Annotated in this window: 16 protein-coding genes; 7 read left to right on the plus strand and 9 right to left on the minus strand. The window is 50.7% G+C overall.

The window, feature by feature from the left end; all coding sequences use genetic code 11:
- Nucleotides 1–8: 8 nt before the first annotated feature.
- Both ftsA and ftsZ read left to right on the plus strand, forming a co-directional pair.
- Nucleotides 9–1,319: a cell division protein FtsA gene (gene ftsA / locus DCW36_RS11205; protein ID WP_114778698.1), complete on the plus strand. Its 1,311-nt coding sequence runs from the start codon at nucleotides 9–11 to the stop codon at nucleotides 1,317–1,319.
- A gap of 26 nt (nucleotides 1,320–1,345) precedes the next feature.
- Nucleotides 1,346–2,854 carry a cell division protein FtsZ gene (ftsZ, locus tag DCW36_RS11210; RefSeq protein ID WP_114778699.1) on the plus strand — a complete coding sequence of 503 codons (1,509 nt, stop codon included), beginning with the start codon at nucleotides 1,346–1,348 and terminating at the stop codon, nucleotides 2,852–2,854.
- Nucleotides 2,855–2,987: 133 nt separating this feature from the next.
- On the opposite strand, the gene DCW36_RS11215 is transcribed toward ftsZ, so the two are convergent.
- The 4 genes from DCW36_RS11215 to DCW36_RS11230 form a co-directional block, all read right to left on the minus strand.
- Nucleotides 2,988–3,512 (minus strand): NADPH-dependent FMN reductase, encoded by a 525-nt coding sequence (locus DCW36_RS11215; RefSeq protein ID WP_114778700.1) that lies wholly within the window; start codon nucleotides 3,510–3,512, stop codon nucleotides 2,988–2,990.
- Nucleotides 3,513–3,819: 307 nt separating this feature from the next.
- On the minus strand, nucleotides 3,820–4,572 hold the full coding sequence (locus DCW36_RS11220; RefSeq protein ID WP_114778701.1) for a succinate dehydrogenase/fumarate reductase iron-sulfur subunit: 753 nt from the start codon (nucleotides 4,570–4,572) through the stop codon (nucleotides 3,820–3,822).
- Between the two features lie 177 nt (nucleotides 4,573–4,749).
- Nucleotides 4,750–6,714: a fumarate reductase/succinate dehydrogenase flavoprotein subunit gene (locus DCW36_RS11225; RefSeq protein ID WP_114778702.1), complete on the minus strand. Its 1,965-nt coding sequence runs from the start codon at nucleotides 6,712–6,714 to the stop codon at nucleotides 4,750–4,752.
- Nucleotides 6,715–6,736: 22 nt separating this feature from the next.
- Entirely contained in the window at nucleotides 6,737–7,417 is a 681-nt protein-coding gene (locus DCW36_RS11230; protein WP_114778703.1) for a succinate dehydrogenase cytochrome b subunit, read from the minus strand.
- A gap of 287 nt (nucleotides 7,418–7,704) precedes the next feature.
- Here DCW36_RS11230 and DCW36_RS11235 point away from each other — a divergent pair, with 287 nt between their 5' ends.
- Both DCW36_RS11235 and fabD read left to right on the plus strand, forming a co-directional pair.
- Nucleotides 7,705–10,410, plus strand: coding sequence for a T9SS type B sorting domain-containing protein (locus DCW36_RS11235; RefSeq protein ID WP_240676147.1), 2,706 nt, complete (start codon nucleotides 7,705–7,707; stop codon nucleotides 10,408–10,410).
- Nucleotides 10,411–10,860: 450 nt separating this feature from the next.
- Nucleotides 10,861–11,742, plus strand: coding sequence for an ACP S-malonyltransferase (gene fabD, locus DCW36_RS11240; protein ID WP_114778705.1), 882 nt, complete (start codon nucleotides 10,861–10,863; stop codon nucleotides 11,740–11,742).
- Nucleotides 11,743–11,798: 56 nt separating this feature from the next.
- On the opposite strand, the gene DCW36_RS11245 is transcribed toward fabD, so the two are convergent.
- The 3 genes from DCW36_RS11245 to DCW36_RS11255 form a co-directional block, all read right to left on the minus strand.
- Nucleotides 11,799–12,503 (minus strand): transposase, encoded by a 705-nt coding sequence (locus DCW36_RS11245; protein ID WP_114778706.1) that lies wholly within the window; start codon nucleotides 12,501–12,503, stop codon nucleotides 11,799–11,801.
- Nucleotides 12,504–12,576: 73 nt separating this feature from the next.
- Nucleotides 12,577–13,056 (minus strand): 2-amino-4-hydroxy-6-hydroxymethyldihydropteridine diphosphokinase, encoded by a 480-nt coding sequence (gene folK, locus DCW36_RS11250; protein WP_114778707.1) that lies wholly within the window; start codon nucleotides 13,054–13,056, stop codon nucleotides 12,577–12,579.
- Entirely contained in the window at nucleotides 13,049–13,894 is an 846-nt protein-coding gene (locus DCW36_RS11255; protein WP_114778708.1) for an alpha/beta hydrolase family protein, read from the minus strand. The genes folK and DCW36_RS11255 overlap by 8 nt, the downstream gene beginning before the upstream one ends.
- A gap of 231 nt (nucleotides 13,895–14,125) precedes the next feature.
- Between DCW36_RS11255 and DCW36_RS11260 the strand changes: the two genes are divergently transcribed.
- Complete coding sequence (locus tag DCW36_RS11260; protein ID WP_114778709.1) at nucleotides 14,126–15,103, plus strand: polyprenyl synthetase family protein; 978 nt, start codon at nucleotides 14,126–14,128, stop codon at nucleotides 15,101–15,103.
- A 39-nt stretch (nucleotides 15,104–15,142) separates the two neighbouring features.
- Nucleotides 15,143–15,772 (plus strand): class I SAM-dependent methyltransferase, encoded by a 630-nt coding sequence (locus tag DCW36_RS11265; protein WP_114778710.1) that lies wholly within the window; start codon nucleotides 15,143–15,145, stop codon nucleotides 15,770–15,772.
- Nucleotides 15,773–15,892: 120 nt separating this feature from the next.
- On the opposite strand, the gene DCW36_RS11270 is transcribed toward DCW36_RS11265, so the two are convergent.
- Entirely contained in the window at nucleotides 15,893–17,158 is a 1,266-nt protein-coding gene (locus tag DCW36_RS11270) for a peroxiredoxin family protein (protein WP_114778711.1), read from the minus strand.
- A gap of 170 nt (nucleotides 17,159–17,328) precedes the next feature.
- Here DCW36_RS11270 and DCW36_RS11275 point away from each other — a divergent pair, with 170 nt between their 5' ends.
- A complete protein-coding gene (locus DCW36_RS11275; RefSeq protein WP_114778712.1) occupies nucleotides 17,329–19,611 on the plus strand; it encodes an aconitate hydratase in 2,283 nt (760 codons plus the stop codon).
- 594 nt (nucleotides 19,612–20,205) lie between these two features.
- Here DCW36_RS11275 and DCW36_RS11280 read toward each other — a convergent pair.
- A complete protein-coding gene (locus DCW36_RS11280; RefSeq protein ID WP_114778713.1) occupies nucleotides 20,206–21,525 on the minus strand; it encodes a toxin-antitoxin system YwqK family antitoxin in 1,320 nt (439 codons plus the stop codon).
- Nucleotides 21,526–21,602 lie beyond the last annotated feature (77 nt).

The raw sequence follows: 21,602 nt of genomic DNA on the forward strand, positions 1-21,602 counted from the left end.
TACAGGATATGCAAAGCGACAAAATAGTAGTAGGCTTGGACATCGGCACAACCAAAGTTTGCGCACTTGTTGGTCGGAAAAATGAGTTTGGGAAGCTGGAGATTTTAGGAATGGGCAAAGCCCTTTCGGAAGGGGTGGTTCGTGGCATTGTAAGCAACATCGACAAAACGGTAGATGCCATCCGGAAAGCCATAAAGCAGGCGGAAGAGCAGTCAGGCATTAACATAGGAGTTGTGAACGTGGGCATCGCCGGGCAGCATATTAAAAGCCTGCAGCACAATGGCAGCATCACCCGTCAGGTAACGGACCACGAAATCACGGTAGATGATGTGGCGCGCCTGACCAACGATATGTACCGGCTGGTGACGCCTCCGGGCAGCGAGATTATACACGTAATGCCACAGGAGTACAAGGTGGATTACGAAGAAGGCATCGTAGATCCGGTGGGCATGTCGGGCGTGCGCCTGGAAGGTAACTTCCATATCATTACAGCGCAGTCTAACGCCATCAACAACATCAATAAATGTATCACCCGTGCCGGGCTGGAAATTGACAACCTGATCCTGGAGCCGCTGGCTTCGTGCATGTCGGTGCTGAGCGACGAAGAGAAAGAAGCAGGTGTGGCGTTGGTGGACATTGGAGGTGGTACTACGGATTTAGCCATCTTTAAAGACAATATAATCCGGCATACAGCTGTTTTACCTTTCGGGGGGAACATTATAACCTCCGACATCAAGCAGGGCTGCATGGTGATGCAGAACCAGGCCGAGCAGCTGAAAGTGAAGTTCGGGAAGGCCATTGCCGACGAAGCTTCTGAAAATGAAATAGTTTCTATACCAGGTTTGCGGGATCGTACGCCAAAAGAGATATCTTTGAAAAATCTTGCTTATATCATAGAAGCAAGAATGGAAGAAATTATCGAACTTATCTTTGCAGAAATTGTTCGTTCAGGATATTCAAAGAGCCTGGCAGCAGGTATCGTGATTACAGGCGGTGGTTCGCAACTGCAGAATCTGGTGCAACTGGTAGAATATATTACCGGGATGGATACGCGAATCGGGTATCCGAACGAGCACCTGGGCAAATCGAAGATCGATGCCGTGAAGAGCCCGATGTATGCTACCACCGTAGGCCTGGTACTCTCCGGATACCAGTCGCTGGACCAGCGCGTTTCGCATTATGAGAACGTGCCGCAACAAGAAGATTATCAGAAACCTGCACCTAAGAGCAGCAGCAACAGTGGCAGCACCACCGGAAGCCTGTTTCAGAGGCTAAAAGGTTTTCTGACCGACGACATAGACGATAAACAAAGTTATTAACCCAAAATAGAGCAGGAGATTTTAGCATGACTTCAATGTACACTTTTGACTTACCTTCTAGCAGTAAGTCCATCATCAAGGTGATTGGCGTCGGGGGCGGTGGCAGCAATGCTGTTAACCACATGTATAACCAGGGCATTAAAGACGTAGAATTTATAATATGTAATACTGACGCACAAGCCCTGAAAAGCAGCAGCGTTCCCAATAAGCTGGCCATCGGGCAAAACCTGACGGAGGGCCTGGGAGCCGGTGCCAACCCCGAAAAAGGCAAACAGGCTGCCCTCGAGAGCAAGGAAGAAATCCGGGAGATGCTGAGCGCCGATACCAAGATGGTGTTTATTACAGCGGGTATGGGTGGCGGTACCGGTACAGGTGCTGCGCCGGTTATTGCTAAAGTCGCCAAAGAACTGGGTATCCTGACGGTAGGTATTGTAACGGCACCTTTCGTTTTCGAAGGGAAAAAGAAAAAGGTTGCTGCCGAAAACGGGGTAAAGGAACTGAGCGAAAACTGCGATACCATCCTGGTGATCCTCAATGACAAGCTGCGCGAAATGTTCGGTAACCTGACCATCCGTGAAGCTTTCGCCAAGGCTGATAACGTGTTAACCACGGCGGCCAAATCGATCGCTGAAATTATTACGGTTACAGCCGAAGTGAACGTGGACTTTGAAGACGTTAAAACGGTAATGAAAGATTCTGGTGCCGCTGTAATGGGTTCTGCCACGACAGAAGGCGAAGGCCGTGCCTTGCGTGCAGCCGAGGAAGCGCTTTCGTCGCCATTGCTGAACAACACCGATATTCACGGTGCTCAGAAAATCCTTCTTTCCATTATGTCTGGTGAGCAGGCGGAGCTGGAAATGGATGAGCTGACCGAGATCACCGAGTACATCCAGGATAAAGCCGGACAGGAAGCAGAGGTTATTTTCGGTCATGGCATCGATTCTTCGCTGGGCCAGAGCATCCGGGTAACAGTAATTGCCACCGGCTTTGCCAGCAGCGCCGAAGGCATCATGGAGCCAAAAAAAACAGTTTTTGACCTGAACAGCGAGAAGAAAATAGAAGCGCCTAAGCCGGTTGAAGCTCCTATTGCTGCTCCTATTCCTAACCCGGTAGTGGCTCCTGCGGCTACGCCGAACTTCAAAGCGCCTTCAACGCCCGAGTACGATGTACGCAGGCCAGTGGAGCAGCCGGTGCAACGCGAGCGTGTCGTGTATGAACTGGAAGGTTTTCAGCAATCAACTAACAGCGCGGCAAACGAAGAGGATGCCAGAACACGTGAGCAGGAGCGCATCCTGAACGAGCGTGAGCTGATGCAGCGCAAGGCGGAAGAAAGACGTGAAAGGCTGCGAATGCTGAGCACCGAAATTACGTCTGAAGCAATAAAAGAGAAACTGGATGTGCCGGCTTACCTGCGCCGCAACGTGGCACTCGACCAGGTGGTGCATTCTTCAGAAAGAAACATCTCCCGTTTCAACCTGAATGATGATAATGAGATTTTAGGCGACAACCGTTTTCTGCACGATAATGTAGACTAACGCTAAGCGATACCATAAAAAGAAAGGCCTGCACGTAAAAATGCAGGCCTTTCTTTTTGCTTTGGTTCCTGGAAAAAGGAGGAGCAGAGGCTGTGGTGGCAGGTGCAGCAGATTGTTTTTACAGCGCCCGCAACTAAAAAGCAATCAGCTGCTCGATCTGCTCATCGAGTAGCTCCTGGTACAATTTGTTTGTAATTTTCAGGCCATCAAAGTTTTTGCTGATGAGCGCGAGGCGCGGCTTCTGCGCCAGCACATGCATGCCCAGGTAATTAAACACATCGGTCAGGTGGCTCATGGCCATGCCGCTGCCCTGTATGCCCGAAGAGATACCCACCATGGCTGCCTTTTTATTTTTGAACGGGCTGGGATAGTCGAGGCCATCAATAAACGCTTTGAGTACGCCGGGGTAGGAGTTATTGTACTCGGGTACCATAAACACCAGCTTTTCCGATTTTTTGATCATGCTGCTCAGCTTGTTGAACTGCTCGTTCTTGCCGGAGTTGTCGTAAAGTGCCGATGTGGTAAAGTCGTCGGGTAAAGCGGCCAGGTCCAGGATCTGGCATTCCTGTCCTTTTTCCTGAAGCAAAGTAGCGTAGTAATCAGCAATGGCTCTGGTGACAGAAGCAGGACGGTTGGTGCTGGAAATTATTGTAATCATGTTGCGTTAGGGCTTGGTTACGTAACAGCGTTCCGGGAGCTATTGTTTAGCTGGAACAGCAGCATCGGTAGTTCTTGGTTAGCTGGCTGCCAGTTACATTTCTGCTTTAGAACTGTTCTGCTCCTGCCACCATAGCCTCTGCTGCTGAGACATACAAGCTGGTAAAAGAGCAGCAGGAATGGTGGCTGGTGCTGTCATGTTCAAAGCTCAGAAAGATGCATGTGGCAGCTTCAGAACCCAGGTGCAAGTAAATAAAAAAAGGCGAGAGCAGCTTGCTGTCTCGCCTTTTGCTTATGCATTCGCGTAATTAAACGTTTTCGGAGCTGGCTTTTGCCGAAATAAATTCTCTGCGCAGCATGTTGATGTTCTCCAGGGAGATACCCACCGGGCACTCAGCCGCACAGGCTCCTGTGTTGGTGCAGGCACCGAAGCCTTCCAGGTCCATTTGCGCAACCATGTTCTCCACGCGAGTTTTGCGCTCTGTCTTGCCCTGCGGCAGCATGGCCAGCTGCGATACTTTGGCACTCACAAACAGCATGGCCGAAGCATTTTTACAGGCTGCCACACAGGCGCCGCAACCAATACAGGTGGCCGCATCAAAGGCCTTGTCAGCAACAGTTTTCGGAATCGGGATCACGTTTGCATCCGGTATACCACCTGTGTTTACAGAGATGTAACCTCCTGCCTGTTGGATACGGTCGAACGCAGAACGGTCTACCACCAGGTCTTTGTGAACGGGGAATGCAGCAGCTCTCCAGGGCTCAATCGTAATGGTGTCGCCGTCGGAGAAGTGGCGCATGTGCAACTGGCAGGTGGTAGTACCACGCTCCGGCCCGTGTGCACGTCCGTTAATGTAAAGGCTGCACATACCGCAGATACCTTCGCGGCAATCGTGGTCAAACGCGATCGGGTCTTGTCCGGCACGCAGCAAATCCTCGTTTACAACATCCAGCATCTCCAGGAACGACATGTCCGGGGAGATACCATTTGCTTTATAATCAACCAGCTGACCTGGTGAAGTTCTGTTTTTTTGGCGCCAAACCCGTAACGTCAGGTTCATGGGTTTAGCATTTGGGTTATTACCAGCCATTATTTTATTTCAATTTGAAATTTATTCCTGATGGAGCCTAAAAGTTAAAAAGCCAGATCGTGAAAAGGAGCTTCTCCTGCTGTTTTAATCATCACACCGCCTCCTTTGTAGCGCTTAACTTTTAACTCTAAACTCTTAACTAATTTATTACTTGTAGCTACGCTGCGTCAGCTTCACGTTCTCGAACTTCAGTTCTTCTTTGTGCAGCACAGGCTGGTTGCCTGCCCCGGTGTATTCCCAGGCTGCTACATAGGCAAAGTTCTCGTCGTCGCGCAGGGCTTCGTTCTCCGGTGTCTGGTACTCTTCGCGGAAGTGGCCGCCGCACGATTCTTCTCTGTGCAACGCATCGTCTACCATCAGTTCGCCCAGTTCCAGGAAGTCGGCCACACGGTGTGCTTTTTCCAGTGTCTGGTTCAGCTCCTCGTTCAGGCCGGTAACTTTTACATCCTGCCAGAACTCGTCGCGCAGCTTGCGGATTTCCTGTTTGGCAAATTTCAGACCTTCTGCGTTACGGGCCATACCGCAGTACTCCCACATGATGGAACCAAGTGCCTTGTGGAAATCATCCACCGTACGGGTACCGTTAATGGAAAGGAGTTTGTCGGTCAGCGCCTTTACATTGTTTTCTGCTTCTTTAAAGGCAGGATGTTCGGTGCTGATTTTGTCGTAAGGCGTTTTAGCCAGGTAATCGCCGATAGTGTAAGGCAGTACGAAGTAGCCATCGGCAAGACCCTGCATGAGGGCAGAAGCACCCAGGCGGTTGGCGCCGTGGTCGGAGAAGTTACATTCGCCGGCAGCATACAGGCCTGGTACATTTGTCATCAGGTTGTAATCTACCCAAAGGCCACCCATGGTATAGTGAACAGCCGGGTAAATACGCATTGGACGCTCGTATGGGTTCTCGTCCGTGATCTTCTGGTACATCTCGAAGAGGTTACCGTATTTGGCAGCAATAGCCGCCTGTCCGTCGCGTTTGATGGCATCGGCAAAGTCGAGGTATACGGCCAGGCCGGAGGTACCTACGCCACGTCCGTCATCGCAGGCTTGCTTGGCGTTACGGGAAGCCACGTCGCGCGGCACCAGGTTACCGAAGGCAGGGTATTTGCGCTCCAGGAAGTAATCGCGGTCCGCTTCGGCCACATCGGCTACCGCTATTTCTCCTTTGCGAAGTCTTTCAGCTATTTCTCTTGTCTTTGGTACCCACACACGTCCGTCGTTACGAAGCGATTCGGACATCAGCGTGAGCTTGGACTGGTGCGTTCCGGTAACCGGAATGCAGGTCGGGTGAATCTGGGTGAAGCATGGGTTGGCAAAATACGCTCCTTTGCGGTGCGCTCGCCAGGCTGCCGTTGCGTTGGAACCCATGGCGTTGGTAGACAGGAAGAATACGTTTCCGTAACCGCCTGTAGCCAGTACAACTGCGTGGGCGCTGTGCGATTCTACTTTACCTGTAACCAGGTTACGCACCACAATACCGCGTGCCTTGCCATCTACCAATACCAGATCAAGCATCTCGGTACGTGGGTACATTTTTACTTTACCGTAGGCAATCTGGCGGTTCAGGGCAGAGTAAGCACCCAGTAACAGCTGCTGTCCGGTCTGGCCGCGGGCGTAGAAGGTACGCGATACCTGGGCGCCACCGAATGAACGGTTGGCCAGCAAGCCGCCGTACTCACGGGCGAAAGGTACACCCTGTGCCACGCACTGGTCGATAATGTTAACCGATACCTGTGCCAGGCGGTACACGTTGGCTTCGCGGGCGCGGTAGTCGCCTCCTTTAATGGTATCGTAAAAAAGACGGAAGATGGAGTCGCCGTCGTTCTGGTAGTTTTTGGCGGCGTTGATACCACCCTGTGCAGCGATAGAGTGTGCACGGCGCGGAGAATCCTGGAAGCAGAACGCTTTTACGTTATAGCCAAGCTCGCCGAAGGTAGCCGCTGCAGAAGCGCCTGCCAGGCCGGTACCCACTACTATTATATCATATTTACGCTTGTTAGCCGGGTTAACCAGCTTTACATTAAATTTATGCTTATCCCATTTCTCGGCCAGGGAGCCTTCCGGGATTTTAGAATCTAATGTTGCGGCGCTTATTTGTGTATCTTCTAATATCATGGAGCTATATAAGAATCAGTTATTATCTAAAGAAGAAAAAGTATAAGGGAATAACAGCGAAGCCAAGGCACACAATTACAGAGAAGGCATACCCAAACGCCTGTATAAAGGGTGTATACTTTTTATGATCCAGGCCCAGCGTCTGGAAGGCGCTCTGGAAACCGTGGATAAGGTGATACGCCAGGGCAATCATGGAGATGACATAAAGGGCAACATACCACCAGATCTGGAACGACTGCACCACTTTCAGGTACAGGTTTTCATAATGCACATTGTCGATTACAACACCCTCCAGACCGCCAAAGCGGGCAGGCACAAAGAAATTCCAGAGGTGAATAATCAGGAAAACCAAAATCACTGTTCCGAGTAAACCCATGTTACGGGACGACCACGTGCTATTTTCCTGCGGACGGTTAACAGCGTAGTCAACAGGGCGTGCAGTTTTATTCTTCTTTGTTAAAACGATTGCATCATAAATATGAAACAGGAATCCGAGCAGCAGAACAATTTCCATTGTCCGGATGATAGGATTCGTACCCATAAACCTGGAGTAAATGTTAAAAGCCGCGCCGCCATCTTCGTTAAAAAGCTGTAGATTACCGATGAGGTGCACTACCAGGAAGGAGCAAAGAAAAAGGCCCGTGATGGACATCACAATTTTCCGCCCGACTGTACTGGAAAACGTCTTAGTAAACCAATTCATTTGAATGTGTTAAAGGTTAAATATTAATTGTGCGTTTTTTTGACCCCAAAGGTACATGCCGGCATTATATGAAACAATTATTATAACTTATTTTGAATCAATCTAAATTGTAAACTGAAGTACAGAATTTTCGTACTTTTTATAACCCGCATTTTTACCTTTATTTTCACAATAAAAATTAGAAATTTAAGTTTTCAGAATACCTTTACGTACAGCCTAACCCTTTTCATATGCCAGAATGTTTACGCCTAAGGTTTCTGCTGCCTCACAGTTTGTGGTTGGTTTTGATGTTGTTGTTGGTATCGTTAACTGAGGTACAGGCCACGCACTTAAGAGCAGGCGACATTACCGCCAAGCGGGATACCACGCCCAATCCAAATCCCTTTCGCTACTTTTTCAGGATGGTGATCTATACCGACAGGTCTTCCTCGGCAGAAGACCTCACGATTACAGTTGACCATGGTTATCCTGATTCTAAGGTCACTTTACCGAGGGGACCGGTAACACAAATCAGTCCGGAGACGGACCGGGAGGTGTTTGAATGGGAACATACCTTTCCTGCTATAGGTACTTACACCATCAGCTGGGTAGGCGTAAACCGGAACGGCCGCATCCTCAACCTGCAGGCGCCCTCCGATATGCACAGCTTTTACCTGGCTACTACCATTAATATCAGCCCTTTCAGGGGCTATAACAGTACACCTGTCTTTAATTATCCTCCTATCGATATAGCCAATGTGGGCGAAAAGTTTGTGCATAACCCTGCTGCCTTCGACGCTGAAGGCGACAGTCTGGTATTCAAACTGGTGCCGCCACGCCGCAAAGATGCCAACTCGGATAATATTATCCCGGTGCCTGGTTTCACGTTACCCAATAACCTGTTTGGCTGCCCGAACTCAACGGATTCTGGTCCGGCTACTTTTACCCTAGATCCACATACGGGACAGATGGAGTGGGATGCGCCCTGCCGGGCAGGGGAGTATAATGTGGCCTTTGTGGTGGAAGAATGGCGGGTGGTGCCCGGTGGCGGGGCTGTAAAGATAGGAGAGGTAGTGCGCGATATGCAGATTACCGTAAAGGAAGGACCAAACCGGCCGCCGGTGCTGGAGCGAAAAGATACCTGTATTGTTGCCGGTACTACGCTGGACTGGGTGGTCAGGGCCACAGATCCGGATAATGACCTGATATTATTAAGTGCCATCAGCGGCATTATACCGCCCGCCACATTCAGGCCCAGGCCAAGCAATGCCAGCACTGGCGGTCTGGCATTAGGTGATTTCAGTTGGTCAACCACCTGCGAAGATGTGCGGGCGCAGCCTTACCTGGTTGTTTTCAGGGCTGAAGATGTGCGGCAGACAGCAACGAACAGGCTGGTAGATTTGCAGCCCTGGACTATCCGGGTGGTGGGGCCACCACCGCAGAACCTGAAGGTAGCAGGCCAGGGCAAAAACGTGCAGGTTACCTGGGACAGCTACCAATGCCAGAATGCTTCTACCATCCGAATCTACCGTCGGGAAGGGCCTTCCAATTTTACACCGGATGAGTGTGAAACGGGTGTGCCTGCCAGTACCGGTTACCAAATGATAGGCGAAGTGCCCAAAGATGCAACCTCCTTCCTGGATACAAATGGTGGGCAGGGGCTTGAATCGGGTAAGGAGTACTGCTACATAATATATGCTGAGTTCCCGGCACCGGGCAGAGGCCAGAGCCTTGCTTCGGTAGAGGCCTGTATTACCATCGAGCAGGATATCCCCTTCCTGACCAATGTTACCGTGGATGAAACAGACGCTACAGCCGGCCAGATAACCGTGAAATGGACGCAACCAGGACCCGGCATCGCACTGCTGACGGCTCCGTTCCAGTACAGGCTGTACCGTAAAAACGGCCAGGAACCAGGTACTGCCTATACCCTGCTAACCACCATCAACAACCTGGAGGATACGACTTTTGTGGATACAAACCTCAATACGCAGGACAATGCCTACAGGTACAAACTCGAGTTTTACCAGTCAGCTGCTCCGGGTGGTCCTCCGACGGTGCTGTATGACAGCACGAGCGCGTCGAGTGTCCGCTTGGAGGCGATTGCCTCGGATACAGACGAGAAATTTATTACGCTGAACTGGACCTATGATGTGCCGTGGCGAAACGAGGTGCTGCAGCATAAGATTTACCGGCAGATTGACGGGGTCTTTGTGCTGATTGACAGTGTGAGTGCCACTTCCTCTTCGGGTACCTACACCGATCGCGGTACTTTTAACAACATCGCCTTAGCCAGGGGCGAAAGTTACTGCTATTATGTGCAAACGGTAGGTACCTACGAAAATGAGAGTTTGCCGGAGCCGCTGCTCAACAACAGCCAGGAAGTTTGTGCCATGATGCCTAAACTGATTTGTGCGCCCGAGCTTTCGATCGATGCGCTGGACTGTAACCTGTTCCTGCAGTCACCCACGCAGCCGCCGTACCAGAATGTGCTGACGTGGGAGCCGAATATAACCGGCGACTGCACCGATGAGATCGATTTTTATACTGTCTACTTTAAGCCAACCCTGGACGCAGAATATGTAAGCCTGGGCACCACCACCGAAACTACTTTTATCCATACCAACCTGGAGTCGTTTGCCGGTTGCTATAAAGTAACAGCTACCGATGTAAATGGCAGGGTAAGTGATTTCAGCAACGAAGTGTGTAAAGACAACTGTTTCTCGTTTATGTTGCCAAACATCATAACACCAAACGGCGACGGCAAAAACGATGTATTCCGGCCCGACAGCAAAACGGTCTTTGTCCGGTCCATGAAGTTCAGGGTATTTAACCGTTGGGGGGTGCAAGTGTATGAAGGCAACGACAGGAATATTAACTGGGCAGGCGTTACAACAGACGGCGGTCGCGTGCCGGACGGTACTTACTACTACGAAGCGGAAGTGGAGTTCTTTTCGTTAGACCCCGCCAGGCAACGGGCAACATACAAAGGCTGGGTACAGATTGTAAGATAACAACATTACACCTGGAAGCGCTGCAGGAGAAGCAAATCGTGTTCAACGATGGCTCCTGCGGCTTTTGCCAGGGAAGGGTGTACTGGCGCTAACCTATAAGTAAGCCGGCAAACGGTACTGCGCGGCTGAGCAGTCGCCACCTCTACACACAGGCCGAAGCCGTACTTCGTGTTGCCCGCTAGCTTAAATTTCCGTGGTCGCTGTTTTATTTTTTCAGGTTTATTCCCTTATCTTTCCGTGATTTTGTGTAGCAGCTGGTGGCAAAGAACCGCTACCGCCTGGCAGAAAGCACAGAATCATGTGTGCTGCCATCGTCCGAAGAAAGGCAAGGTTTATTGCCTGCGCTGGTGCAGGTAAGGCTTTGGTGGGAGCGGCAGCAGAATTATTGCGTGCTATTTCAGGCAGAAGCAACCGAGGTAATTACTTTTAACAAATAAGACAGATTAACGAATGAAGAAAGCGTATATTTTTCCGGGTCAGGGGTCGCAGTTTGTGGGCATGGGCAAGGAGCTGTATGAGCAGCACGAAGTGGCACGACAGCTGTTTGACAAAGCAAACGAGATACTGGGCTTCCGCATTACCGACATCATGTTCAATGGTACGGAAGAAGAGCTGAAGCAGACAAAAGTAACGCAGCCGGCCATTTTCCTGCATTCTGTTGCGCAGGCCGCAGTAGCCACTGATTTTAATCCCGATATGGTAGCCGGACACTCGCTGGGAGAATTCTCTGCCTTAGTTGCGAGTAAAGTGCTCAACTTTGAAGACGGCTTAAAACTGGTATCGAAAAGAGCCCTGGCCATGCAGGCTGCCTGCGAGGCCAACCCATCTACCATGGCAGCCATCCTGGGGCTGGACGATGCGAAAGTGGAAGAAATATGTGCATCTGTAGCGGGTGAGGTGGTTGTAGCAGCAAACTATAACTGCCCTGGCCAACTCGTGATTTCCGGCTCCAACAAAGGCATAGAAGAGGCCTGCGAAAAAATGAAAGCGGCCGGAGCTAAACGCGCGCTGCCCTTACCGGTAGGCGGGGCCTTCCATTCGCCGCTTATGAAGCCTGCGGAAGAAGAGCTGGCCAAAGCCATCAAGGAAACAACCTTCAGCCACGGAATTTGCCCGATTTACCAGAACGTAGATGCCAAACCACACACCGATCCGGAAGAGATAAAGGAAAACCTGATCAAGCAACTGACAGCCCCGGTACGCTGGACACAGTCGGTGCAGCAGATGATAGCCGACGGCGCCACGCATTTTGTAGAGTGCGGTCCGGGGAAAGTGCTGCAGGGACTTGTGAAGAAAATTGAGAAGTCGGCAGAGGTGAGTTCAGTAGCGTAAAGCTATTGGTTTAGGAAAAGAGCAGCGCTTTCGGGAAATAACCGGAAGCGCTTTTTTTATTGTGCCTGCACAGCCTGAGCAGTTGAAGAAGTATCGGTGGTGAAAAATTTTTCCTCCTGCCATTTCGCAGGATTGTTGATGATGTAGTTCGCGATATTCTGATACCCCCGTTCATTGCGTATGATGTGTTCATAGTAGTTACGGAGCCACAATTTGCCCATCGTTTCATTTTTTGATTTAAAGATTTTCAGGCATTCCCGGGCCACCAACGATTTGTAAGCCCCAATTACATTGCCGACCGTAGGGGCAGGGTTTACCCCTGCCCAATTCCGCGCACCAGAAGTAACCGCCAAATCAGAAAGAGTATGAATGGAATCCGATATCTGGGTAAAGCTCCTAGCGGAATCAGGAGCCAATTCCGGAGCAGGGGCAGGGGGAATGGCAGGGGCAGGGGTAAACCCTGCCCGTACTTTTATCTCTTTTATCTCTAAAATAGCGTGCAGGTGGTTAGGCATGATCTGGAATACGTCAAGCTCCAGGTTTGGAAATCGATTGGGTAGTTTCAGCCACTCATTGTGGGCGATTTTACCAAGGTTGTTTAATTTCATTTGAGGCTGACCTGTTTCATCTGAAATAATTCTTCCGAACAGGCATGCATTTTCGGCACAGCAAATGGTGATGAAATACAAGCCTTCCTGGGTGTAATCATATCCCTTCAGGCGGATGCTTCTTCTGTGGTGAATGTTGGGGTTATAAGCCATTGTCTTGCTATGAAAGCTTTACCACCGCGACAACAGCCTTCGTAACAGGAAAATTCAAATGGAATATCAAATATTACACCTCCCGTACCTCCAGCTTATCCGGGCATTCCTGTAGCAACTCCCGGATGTTTTTCTGCAGCAGCGGGTGCAACAGGTCAGGCGCAATTTCGGCCAGGGGCTGCAGCGTGAAGCGGCGGAGGTGCAACTGGGGGTGCGGAATGGTGAGGCGCTGCGTCTGCAGCACCAGGTCGTCGTAAAACAGGATGTCGATGTCGATCACGCGGGAACCCCAGTGTTCGGCCCGGATGCGGCCCAGGTCATGTTCGATGGCGTTGATGATTTGCAGTACCTGTTCTGGCGATTGCTCCGTTTGTACTTCGAGTACCTGGTTCAGGAAGGCCGGTTGATCTGTTTTGCCCCAGGCGGCAGTTTCGTACAGCCCGGAACTGCGCATTACGGGACCGACGGCGGTAGCTATTTTTTTACGCGCCTGGTCTAGGTAGGAAATGCGATCGCCGAGGTTGCCGCCCAGGAGCAGGTACAGTTCAGGCATGTTTGTTGAAAAATTCTATCGTAAAGTCAGCTGCTCTACGGGCAGGCTCGGGTAGTTCATCTGCTTCGTAAGGGTGCATGCCGCCAAAGGAATGGTCGGCACCGGGCAGCAGTTGCAGCTCGGCATCTGGTTTCCAGCTTTTCAGGTCGTGGGCCATTTGTACAGGCAGTGTTTCGTCTTCTTCGCCGTGCAGTATAAGCAGGGGTTGGTGCACTTTTTTTATCACCTCCGGGATGTGGAGGCGGTGCAGGTTTTTGATGTAATCTTCGTAAATCTGGTAGTAGAGCGGCATCTGTACCCCCGTGCGGGCATTTTCGATCCACTGCACGCCTTCTGCCTTCCACTTGTCCATGACCTCCTGCGTCCAGCGCTGGTCAAAATCGCTGATGCCAGCCCAGGTAGCCACGGCTTTTACCCGCTCGTCTTCGGCAGCTTTCAGGATAACAGAACCGCCGCCCCGGCTGTGGCCGACCAGGTACAGGCGGTTCAGGTCCAGTTCCTCCTGCAGCACCGGCCCCTGCTTGTCGTGCAGCAGGTTAATGAGAGCTTCCAGGTCATCGAGTTCCAGAGTAAAGTTGTTTTTCCCGAAGGCTTCGAGGTCGTGTAAATCGGAATAATCGTCGAGGGTAGTGCCGTTGTAGGAGAAGTTAAACTTCACAAATACAAACCCCTTATCGGCAAAATACTGTGCCAGGTGGTTAAAATGTCCCCAGTCCTTAAACCCTTTGAAACCATGTGTATAAATAATAATAGGCTTGGGCTGGCCATCTTCAGGAAAAGTGGCATCGGCTGTAAAAGGGCGGCCATGCTCCGGGTAAACTACAAAGTCTACTTTCATCAGGTTAAATGGCTGAATTGTTAAATGGTTAAATTGCTGGACAGTTGAACTTTTGGAGAAATTGTAAAAAGAGCAGAAGTTATTTTTTCCATTTTGCTGGTTTAACAATTAAGCCATTAAACCATTTAACAATTTAACCAGAGACTCGCAGCAATTTAATAATTATACTGCGTTTTGCAACCGTGTGTTTGGAAACCATATTTTCACCTCGTAATATTGTAAGCCTAATACATGAGCATCAGCCTAAACGAAATACAAGCGCCTATAGCGCCGGAAATGCAACTTTTCGAGAAGAAGTTCAGGGCTTCCATGAAGTCCAACGTACTGCTTCTGGATAAGATTATGGGCTATATTGTAAAGCGCAAAGGAAAGCAGATGCGCCCGATGTTCGTGTTCTTTACAGCAAATCTTTTTGGTTCGGGTATCACGGAAGCTACCTACCGGGGCGCTGCCCTGATAGAACTGCTGCACACGGCTACCCTGGTGCACGACGATGTGGTGGACGATGCCAATTACCGCCGCGGCTTTTTCTCTGTGAATGCGCTCTGGAAAAATAAAATTGCCGTGCTGGTTGGCGATTACCTGCTCTCCAAGGGGCTCTTGCTGTCGCTGAACAACAATGATTTTGAGCTGCTTAAGATCGTGTCGAATGCCGTGCAGGAGATGAGCGAAGGGGAGCTGCTGCAGATCGAGAAAGCCCGCCGCCTGGATATAACAGAGGAAGTATACTTTGATATCATCCGCCAGAAAACTGCTTCGCTGATTGCCTCCTGCTGCGCCGTGGGAGCTGCATCTGCGGGAGCCACGCCCGAAGAGATTGAGAAAGCCCGTTTGTTTGGCGAGAAAGTAGGCATTGCTTTCCAGATCAAGGACGACCTGTTCGATTACGGTACGGCCGAAATCGGGAAACCGGTGGGCATCGATATCAAGGAAAAGAAAATGACGCTGCCGCTGATCAATGCGCTACGCGAGGCGGACTGGCTGACCAAACGCCGCGTGATTTACGATGTGAAGAACAACAACGGCAACAACAAGCGGGTGCAACAGGTGATTGATTTCGTTAAGAAATCCGGTGGCATCGAGTACACAATCCAGTTGATGAACAAGTATCACGCCGAAGCCCTGGCGATCCTGCATACTTTTCCGCCTTCCCCATCCCGCACCTCGCTCGAGCAGCTGATTGCTTATACCATTGAACGGGAGAAATAGCTTTCTCTTTTTGTTTGACGTGACATTTCGCTGCTGCCAATGGGCATAAACACCAATACCTGGAACAAGCTGCGCTACACCCTTTACCTGCCCGTTTATGACCTGGTGGCTGGTCGTGTGTTTGCCAAATACCGGAAGCGTTCTGTTTCGCTGCTTCAGGCTAAACCGGATGCGGCCATACTGCTTGTAGGAGCGGGCACCGGGCTGGACCTGGAGTTCCTGAAAGGCTACACCCACCTCACCGCCACCGACATTACGCCGGGCATGATTTCGACATTAAAGGCGCGTGCCGGAAAGCTGCAGTTGCCGGTAAAGGCACTGGTCATGGACGGGCAGCAGCTGGCTTTCCCGGACAATAGTTTTGATGCCGTTCTGCTCCACCTGATTATAGCCGTTATTCCGGACCCGGTAGCCTGCATCAAAGAGGTGGAGCGGGTGCTAAAGCCCGGTGGTACCGTGATGGTATTCGATAAATTTCTGCCCGACGGACAGCACCCCTCGCTGCTGCGTAAACTCCTGAACCAAGTGGCTGCCACACTTTTTTCCGACATCAACCGCAGCATTGGCGCCATCGTCAGTCATACGTCCCTGCAAATTGAATTGAACGAACCCGCCGCTTTGGGGGGTACCTTCCGGATTGTCCGGTTACGGAAGCCACTGCTGCCGTAAAGTAGGAGCAGTGGCTGTGGTGGCAGGTGCAGCAAATAATTCGGAGCCAGAATACGGTGCTTTCGCTCTTTAGAGGAGCAGAGGCGGTGGTGGCAGGTGCTAAGCACTTTTCAGGCTGTTTTATTCCTGCTCTGCCAGCAATTCGCTGATGCTTTTGTTGAATTCAGCCACCCATTCCTCGTAATAACGGCCGGTGCCGGGGCCGGAGAAGCCGGTGTGAATCTTGCGCACCTTGCCGTCTCTGCCGATAATGATCGTGGTCGGGAAGGACATAACGTGGTTTAGCGCGGGAAGTGCCGCCGCCGCAGACCCTTTTTCGGTAGTGCCGGCAACCAGCAGGTCATAGGTTATATCGTAGCGGTCTTTCATGCGCTGCAGGCGGGCAGCCGCTTTGTCGAACTCCGGGCTACGCTCAAAGCCTAACCCGATTATTTCCAATCCTTTGGCTTGGTGTTCTTTATAAAAAGGAGCCAGGTAAGCCGTTTCGTCCATGCAGTTGGGGCACCAGGAGCCCAGCAGTTGCACCACCACCACCTTGTTCCGGAATTCAGGGTCCGACAGCGACACCTGTTTGCCTTCGAGGTTCGGGAACGTGAAGGAGAGCGTTTCATAACCTTCCTTCAGGTAGGTAAGCGAATCGGGATTGGCGAGGGATGCCTGCTCGTTGCGGGTGGCGGTCCAGGTGGAGTAGCCGGTAAGGCCGGAGTAAAATTCGCCTTGTATGGTTTGTGCATTGGTGGGAGTGGCTTTAAAAAGATAGGCGTGGCTGCCGTCGAAGGCGGAGAGGGCCAGTGAATCGCCGGAAACTTCACCAGCCAGGTAGCGGTAATCGCCGGTTTGGGTCATGAAAGTGCCGGTAAGCTGGTTGTCCTGCTGTTCAAAAACACCCACGGCTTTCGTGCTTTTGCCTTCGCGGTTGGTAAACATTACTTCCCAGGTGCCTTTGTAGTCGTAGGAGGCGGGGGCAGGATTTTCGGAAAAACGGTTGACCTGGCCATGTTCAGCGGTAAACGGAATTGCGTAATAAGCATCCGCGTCGTTCTTTACAAACCTGCCGGCCATGCGGCCATCCCTGACAGCGGTTATAATAGCGGCATCAAAAATATGCATTCTGATCTTTAACGAGTCCTGCTCCTGCACAACATCGTCGAGTAAGATTCTTTCGGCGCCATTTAGCAGGTATAGTACAGTTTTATCCTGTTGCTGCACAGCTTCAAACAAAAAAGGGATCTGCTGCCCCTGTGTGTGGAGTAATGCGCGCCAGGTGCCTGTTTTCAGAAGGGGGGTGTCGGAGGTTTTGGTAGAGCAGGCGCTAAATAGCCCCGTCAGTAACAGGGGTAGCGCAAAAAACAAGAAATTAAACGATTGTAAAGGGGCTTTTTTCATAGGGTAAAAGTACAGAATTTAATAAATAATAGCTATAATCATTCTAAATAGCGACTTTAATCATTTATTATTTAGATTAGTTCTGTCTGATGTTGCTCTAAATCTATCCTGTTTTGTACATTTGTGAACTTCAGAAGGAAGGATTATAAAAAATAATATTAGCAAAAACTATGGCATTTGATTTAGGAATGATCAAGGCGGTTTATGCCGGTATGGGTGAGCGTATCGTAGCTGCCCGTAACGCAGTAGGCAGACCACTTACCCTCACCGAAAAGATTTTGTACTCGCACCTGTACAATGGTAACGCAACAGAGTCTTTTGCGCGCGGCAAGTCTTATGTAGATTTCGCCCCGGACAGGGTGGCTATGCAGGATGCTACGGCTCAGATGGCCTTGCTTCAGTTCATGCAGGCAGGTAAGCCACAGGCAGCTGTGCCTTCTACCGTGCATTGCGACCACCTGATACAGGCACGTGTTGGTGCAGATCAGGATTTAAGAGAAGCGTATGACGAGAACAAGGAGGTTTACGACTTTCTTGCCTCTGTATCAAATAAATATGGAATCGGTTTCTGGAAGCCGGGCGCCGGTATTATCCACCAGGTAGTGCTGGAAAACTATGCTTTCCCGGGTGGTATGATGATTGGTACCGACTCGCACACCCCTAACGCGGGTGGTCTGGGTATGGTGGCCATTGGTGTAGGTGGTGCCGATGCCGTTGACGTGATGGCAGGCATGCCGTGGGAGCTGAAGTTCCCGAAAGTGATCGGTGTGAAACTGACCGGTAAACTGAACGGCTGGACTTCTCCGAAAGACGTTATCCTGAAAGTGGCTGGTATCCTGACCGTGAAAGGTGGTACAGGCGCTATCGTGGAATATTTTGGCGAGGGTGCCAACAACCTGTCCTGTACAGGTAAGGCTACTATCTGTAACATGGGTGCCGAGATTGGTGCTACTACTTCTGTGTTCGCTTACGACCAGAAGATGAAGGAATACCTGAACATTACCCGCCGCGAAGAAATTGCTGAGCTGGCTGATGGTGTAGCAGAACACCTGCGTGCCGATGACGAAGTGCTTGCTGATCCTGCTTCTTTCTACGATCAGCTGATCGAGATCGACCTTTCTACGCTGGAGCCGCACGTAAACGGTCCGTTTACGCCGGATGCGGCCTGGCCTATTTCGCAGTTTGCTGCTGTAGTGCGTGAGCACAACTGGCCTGCCAAACTGGAAGTTGGTTTGATCGGTTCGTGCACCAACTCTTCTTACGAAGACATTACCCGTGCTGCTTCTATAGCAACGCAGGCTATTGATAAAAAATTAGTGGCTCAGGCTGAGTTTACCATCACACCTGGTTCTGAACTGGTACGTTACACCACAGCCCGCGACGGCTTGTTGGATACGTTTGCCGAGATGGGTGGTGTGGTGCTGGCCAATGCCTGCGGACCGTGCATCGGGCAGTGGGCACGTCATACCGACGATCCTACCCGTAAAAACTCTATCATCACCTCGTTTAACCGTAACTTCGCGAAGCGAAATGATGGTAACCCGAATACACACGCGTTTGTAGCTTCTCCTGAGATCGTAACGGCGTTTGCTATTGCCGGCGACCTTACCTTCAATCCGCTGACCGACACGCTGACAAACGCTGATGGCGTAGCTGTGAAACTGGACGAGCCAAAAGGCATTGAACTTCCGGTGAATGGTTTCGCTGTGGAAGATGCCGGTTATGTAGCGCCTGCTGAAGATGGCAGCAACGTAGAAGTGGTAGTTGCTCCTTCTTCTGACCGTCTGCAACTGCTGGAAGGCTTTAAGCCATGGGAAGGCACTGACCTGAAAGGGCTGAAGCTGCTCATTAAAGCACAAGGCAAGTGTACGACTGACCATATCTCTATGGCTGGTCCTTGGTTGAAGTACCGCGGTCACCTGGACAATATCTCCAACAACATGCTGATTGGTGCCATCAACGCATTTAACGGTGATGCCAACAGCGTATGGAATGATATGACCCGTGGCTACGATAAAGTTCCTGCAACAGCCCGTACGTACAAAGCTGCCGGAATCGGTACTGTAGTGGTAGGTGACGAGAACTACGGTGAAGGTTCTTCGCGTGAGCACGCTGCCATGGAGCCGCGTCACTTAGGTGTTCGTGCTGTTATTGTGAAGTCATTCGCGCGTATCCACGAAACCAACCTGAAGAAGCAGGGTATGCTGGCGCTGACGTTTGCGAACAAAGAAGATTACAACCTGGTGGAGGAAAACGATTCAATCGATATCCTTGGCCTGGAGAACTTCGCTCCTGGTGTGCCGCTGAAAGTGGTGTTAAACCACAGCGATGGTTCAAAAGATTCTTTCGAAGTAAACCATACGTACAACGAAGGTCAGATTGCTTGGTTTAAGGCTGGTTCTGCCCTGAACCTGATCCGTTTACAACAGAAACAGGCAGCTGCCAAAGCATAAGCGCTGAACTGATAATCAATAATAGAAGGCCTTGCTGCAAAGTAAGGCCTTCTTTGCTTTTGTACGGAGATCACAGCCGTCAGCAAAAAATATTATCGGATAGTATTTACTCAGTTCCACAAAGCCATTCCTTCTTTGTCATCCCCGTAGGGGATTTTGTGGGCGAACTGCACTTTGGTTAGCTAATAAGGATCTTCCATTTTAAACCTTCTTGTAGCCGGCCTAAGAGCAGCTGGCTCACGAGATCCCTCCGGGATGACAAAAGGAGTGTTGTTTATGGAATAGGTTATTTACAATTTAGTATTATACAGTTAGAGCTAGTATTATAGGGTTAGAGCGCTACCGGATTTCTCCCTGCGGTACAGATGACAAGTTGCTACAGGCTTCTGGTTTACGGGGATCTGGAGATCCCCGGCAGCTAGCATTCGGATGAAAACATCCGAATGAGCGTGTGTGGGTGTATGATTTATTGTCATTGGTACAGCCTGCCGGGATAAAAGAAGCAGCAGAGCCTGTGGTGGGTGGTGCAGAATGTTTAGATTGTTCTGCTGTACCAGTCACCACAGCCTCTGCTGCTAAAAATGGCTGAAGCTGTTACTTTACCTTTTCCTCCACCACTTCGCCATTCCGGAAGAGCACCGTTTTCAGCAGCTTGCCTTCCTCGTTGTAGTACTTCCAGGTGCCGGTGGCTTTGTTGTTGCGGTGCTGGCCGGTTACCTCGGTTTTACCGCTCTCGAAATATTGTTTGTACGGCCCGAACCGAAGCCCGTCTTTGTGCTCTGTTTCGGATTTTACCTTGCCGGAGGGGTGGTACGTGTAGCTGGTGCCAACAATTTTCCCGTTCTCATATTTAATGCGCTCTTTTACCTGCCCGTTTTCGTGGTACACCAGGCGGTCGCCGGTCAGGCGGTCCGCGGCATAGGTTTCAGCAACGTGCACCTGTCGGGCAGGGGTATCGTAGTAAAGCTTTCTGGTGCCTTCCTTCAGCTTGTTTTTATACTGCTCCTCTGCCTGCACATTGCCCGAAGGGTAGTAGCGGGTTATTTTGCGGTCGTCGCCGTTGTTGCTGTAGGTGCCTTCTTCTTTCAGTTTACCGGTTTCGTAAAAGTGTTGGGCAGCCCCCTGTATGTTGCCGTTCCGGTAGTTGATGATGCTCTTAGGCTTGCTATCTTCGAAATAAGCTTTGGCCTGCCCGTGAATTTTGCCTGCCACATAGGTGCCCTCGGTACTGAGCTGGCCGGTGCGGTAGTAGCTTTTAAAGCTGCCCTGCTTCTGGCCGGCCACATTCACCATCTCTGTTTCTACCTGGCCATTGTCGTAGTACGTTTTGTAGGAGCCTTCCAGCATGCCGTTGCGGTAGTTGGCTTCCGTTTCAGGCTGACCGTTGGGGAAGTAGGTTTTGGCCGGGCCGTTCTGCTGGCTGTTTTTGTAAGTAATTTCCGATTTGAGCTTGCCGGTTGGATAATACTCCTTCACCAGCCCTTCCGGGAAACCGTTTACAAAAGCCGCCTCTTTCCGGAGGGAGCCGTTGTCGTAGAAGGTTTTAAGTACATTGCTCTGCTGGTCGTTTTCAAAGCTGCCTTCCTGCAGCAACCGTCCGTCCGGGTGGTAGGATTTAAAGGGACCCTGTTTTTTATCGTCCACGTACGTTACCTGCAGCCGTACCTGCCCGTTTTTGTAAAACTCGGTAAACACACTGTCTTTCTTGCCGTCCACAAATTTGGCAAAGGCCTCCCGCTCGCCGGTGGGGTAGTAGCGGTTGTAGTAGCCGGTGATGAGCGAATCAGGGGTGATGAAATACACTTCTTTCACCGCCGTCAGTTCTTCGTCGTGGTAGGTAACAACTCTCGACTGAGCTGTTGCTAACGTTACAGTAAATAGCATTGCCAGCAGCAATGACAGGAATTTATGCATGGTCGTGGTTCAAATTACAAAAAAGAAGCCCTACGGGGTAACGTAAGGCTTCTCGCAAATCGTGTGCCGGGTGGCAC

Source organism: Botryobacter ruber, from assembly GCF_003347595.2.
Lineage (GTDB): Bacteria > Bacteroidota > Bacteroidia > Cytophagales > Hymenobacteraceae > Pontibacter > Pontibacter ruber_A.

Coding starts and splice junctions, on each gene's coding strand:
- DCW36_RS11265 (WP_114778710.1), top strand. CDS start 15,143: ATGGGCATAAACACCAATACCTGGAACAAGCTGCGCTACACCCTTTAC.
- DCW36_RS11270 (WP_114778711.1), bottom strand. CDS start 17,158: ATGAAAAAAGCCCCTTTACAATCGTTTAATTTCTTGTTTTTTGCGCTA.
- ftsA (WP_114778698.1), top strand. CDS start 9: ATGCAAAGCGACAAAATAGTAGTAGGCTTGGACATCGGCACAACCAAA.
- fabD (WP_114778705.1), top strand. CDS start 10,861: ATGAAGAAAGCGTATATTTTTCCGGGTCAGGGGTCGCAGTTTGTGGGC.
- folK (WP_114778707.1), bottom strand. CDS start 13,056: ATGCCTGAACTGTACCTGCTCCTGGGCGGCAACCTCGGCGATCGCATT.
- DCW36_RS11215 (WP_114778700.1), bottom strand. CDS start 3,512: ATGATTACAATAATTTCCAGCACCAACCGTCCTGCTTCTGTCACCAGA.
- DCW36_RS11230 (WP_114778703.1), bottom strand. CDS start 7,417: ATGAATTGGTTTACTAAGACGTTTTCCAGTACAGTCGGGCGGAAAATT.
- DCW36_RS11280 (WP_114778713.1), bottom strand. CDS start 21,525: ATGCATAAATTCCTGTCATTGCTGCTGGCAATGCTATTTACTGTAACG.
- DCW36_RS11275 (WP_114778712.1), top strand. CDS start 17,329: ATGGCATTTGATTTAGGAATGATCAAGGCGGTTTATGCCGGTATGGGT.
- DCW36_RS11255 (WP_114778708.1), bottom strand. CDS start 13,894: ATGAAAGTAGACTTTGTAGTTTACCCGGAGCATGGCCGCCCTTTTACA.
- DCW36_RS11245 (WP_114778706.1), bottom strand. CDS start 12,503: ATGGCTTATAACCCCAACATTCACCACAGAAGAAGCATCCGCCTGAAG.
- DCW36_RS11225 (WP_114778702.1), bottom strand. CDS start 6,714: ATGATATTAGAAGATACACAAATAAGCGCCGCAACATTAGATTCTAAA.
- DCW36_RS11220 (WP_114778701.1), bottom strand. CDS start 4,572: ATGAACCTGACGTTACGGGTTTGGCGCCAAAAAAACAGAACTTCACCA.
- DCW36_RS11235 (WP_240676147.1), top strand. CDS start 7,705: ATGTTGTTGTTGGTATCGTTAACTGAGGTACAGGCCACGCACTTAAGA.
- ftsZ (WP_114778699.1), top strand. CDS start 1,346: ATGACTTCAATGTACACTTTTGACTTACCTTCTAGCAGTAAGTCCATC.
- DCW36_RS11260 (WP_114778709.1), top strand. CDS start 14,126: ATGAGCATCAGCCTAAACGAAATACAAGCGCCTATAGCGCCGGAAATG.